General features: G+C 49.6%; 2 rRNA genes. Both read right to left on the reverse strand.

What is annotated here, in order from left to right:
- A 5S ribosomal RNA gene (gene rrf / locus AC3E8G_RS10180) occupies positions 1-116 on the reverse strand.
- A gap of 80 nt (positions 117-196) precedes the next feature.
- Positions 197-3095 (reverse strand): 23S ribosomal RNA (locus AC3E8G_RS10185).
- Between the last annotated feature and the right edge of the window lie 18 nt (positions 3096-3113).

Raw genomic sequence — 3113 nt, forward strand, 5'->3', positions numbered from 1 at the left:
GCTAAGCGACTACCATATCTCACAGGGGGCAACCCCCAACTACTTCCGGCGTTCTAGGGCTTAACTTCTGTGTTCGGCATGGGTACAGGTGTATCTCCTAGGCTATCGTCACTTAACTCTGAATGATGAACATTCAAAATTGAATACCTATATTCTAACAAAAATCTAACCTGCTGTAAATATCCTCAGTTACTTTTTGGATAAGTCCTCGAGCTATTAGTATTAGTCCGCTCCATTGCTCACACAACTTCCACTCCTAACCTATCTACCTGATCTTCTCTCAGGGCTCTTACTAACATATAGTTATGGGAAATCTCATCTTGAGGTGGGTTTCACACTTAGATGCTTTCAGCGTTTATCCCTTCCCTACATAGCTACCCAGCGATGCCTCTGGCGAGACAACTGGTACACCAGCGGTAAGTCCACTCTGGTCCTCTCGTACTAGGAGCAGATCCTCTCAAATTTCCTACGCCCGCGACGGATAGGGACCGAACTGTCTCACGACGTTCTGAACCCAGCTCGCGTGCCGCTTTAATGGGCGAACAGCCCAACCCTTGGGACCGACTACAGCCCCAGGATGCGACGAGCCGACATCGAGGTGCCAAACCTCCCCGTCGATGTGAACTCTTGGGGGAGATAAGCCTGTTATCCCCAGGGTAGCTTTTATCCGTTGAGCGATGGCCCTTCCATACGGAACCACCGGATCACTAAGCCCGACTTTCGTCCCTGCTCGAGTTGTAGCTCTCGCAGTCAAGCTCCCTTATACCTTTACACTCTGCGAATGATTTCCAACCATTCTGAGGGAACCTTTGGGCGCCTCCGTTACCTTTTAGGAGGCGACCGCCCCAGTCAAACTGCCCGTCAGACACTGTCTCCGATAGGGATCACCTATCCGGGTTAGAGTGGCCATAACACAAGGGTAGTATCCCAACAACGCCTCCATCGAAACTGGCGTCCCGATCTCAATGGCTCCTACCTATCCTGTACATGTGGCACAGACACTCAATATCAAACTGCAGTAAAGCTCCATGGGGTCTTTCCGTCCTGTCGCGGGTAACCTGCATCTTCACAGGTACTAAAATTTCACCGAGTCTCTCGTTGAGACAGTGCCCAAATCATTACGCCTTTCGTGCGGGTCGGAACTTACCCGACAAGGAATTTCGCTACCTTAGGACCGTTATAGTTACGGCCGCCGTTTACTGGGGCTTCAATTCATACCTTCGGATTACTCCTAAGCACTCCTCTTAACCTTCCAGCACCGGGCAGGCGTCACCCCCTATACATCATCTTACGATTTAGCAGAGAGCTGTGTTTTTGATAAACAGTTGCTTGGGCCTATTCACTGCGGCTGACATAAGTCAGCACCCCTTCTCCCGAAGTTACGGGGTCATTTTGCCGAGTTCCTTAACGAGAGTTCTCTCGCTCACCTGAGGCTACTCGCCTCGACTACCTGTGTCGGTTTGCGGTACGGGTAGAGTATGATTAACGCTAGAAGCTTTTCTTGGCAGTGTGACATCACTAACTTCGCTACTAAACTTCGCTCCCCATTACAGCTCAATGTTATAGAACTAAGCATTTAACTCAATTCACACCTCACTGCTTAGACGTGCACTTCCAATCGCACGCTTTAGTTAGCCTACTGCGTCCCTCCATCACTACATACTCTAGTACAGGAATATCAACCTGTTGTCCATCGGATACACCTTTCGGTCTCTCCTTAGGTCCCGACTAACCCAGGGCGGACGAGCCTTCCCCTGGAAACCTTAGTCTTACGGTGGACAGGATTCTCACCTGTCTTTCGCTACTCATACCGGCATTCTCACTTCTATGCGTTCCAGCACTCCTCACGGTATACCTTCTTCACACATAGAACGCTCTCCTACCATCCCCTAAGGGATCCACAGCTTCGGTAAATTGTTTTAGCCCCGGTACATTTTCGGCGCAGGGTCACTCGACTAGTGAGCTATTACGCACTCTTTGAATGAATAGCTGCTTCTAAGCTAACATCCTAGTTGTCTGTGCAACCCCACATCCTTTTCCACTTAACAATTATTTTGGGACCTTAGCTGGTGGTCTGGGCTGTTTCCCTTTCGACTACGGATCTTAGCACTCGCAGTCTGACTGCCGACCATAATTCATTGGCATTCGGAGTTTATCTGAGATTGGTAATCCGGGATGGACCCCTCACCCAAACAGTGCTCTACCTCCAAGAATCTTAATGTCGACGCTAGCCCTAAAGCTATTTCGGAGAGAACCAGCTATCTCCAAGTTCGTTTGGAATTTCTCCGCTACCCACAAGTCATCCAAGCACTTTTCAACGTGCCCTGGTTCGGTCCTCCAGTGCGTTTTACCGCACCTTCAACCTGCTCATGGGTAGGTCACATGGTTTCGGGTCTACGACATAATACTAAGGCGCCCTATTCAGACTCGGTTTCCCTACGGCTCCGTCTCTTCAACTTAACCTCGCATCATATCGTAACTCGCCGGTTCATTCTACAAAAGGCACGCTCTCACCCATTAACGGGCTCGAACTTGTTGTAGGCACACGGTTTCAGGTTCTATTTCACTCCCCTCCCGGGGTGCTTTTCACCTTTCCCTCACGGTACTGGTTCACTATCGGTCACTAGGGAGTATTTAGGGTTGGGAGATGGTCCTCCCAGATTCCGACGAGATTCCACGTGTCTCGCCGTACTCAGGATACTGCTAGGTATAAAGACTATTTAAAATACGAGGCTATTACTCTCTTTGGCCTACCTTCCCAGGTAGTTCTTCTATAATCTTTAAGTCCACATTGCAGTCCTACAACCCCGAAGAGTAAACTCTTCGGTTTGCCCTCCTGCCGTTTCGCTCGCCGCTACTAAGGCAATCGCTTTTGCTTTCTCTTCCTGCAGCTACTTAGATGTTTCAGTTCACTGCGTCTTCCTCCTCATATCCTTAACAGATATGGGTAACAGGTATCACCTGCTGGGTTCCCCCATTCGGACACCCCCGGATCTAAGCTTACTTACAGCTCCCCGAGGCATTTCGTCGTTTGTCACGTCCTTCTTCGGCTCCTAGTGCCAAGGCATCCACCGTGCGCCCTTATTAACTTAACCTTATTAACCTAATTTCTT

Source organism: Streptococcus sp. SCPM-O-B-15294 (M123) (assembly GCF_058200455.1).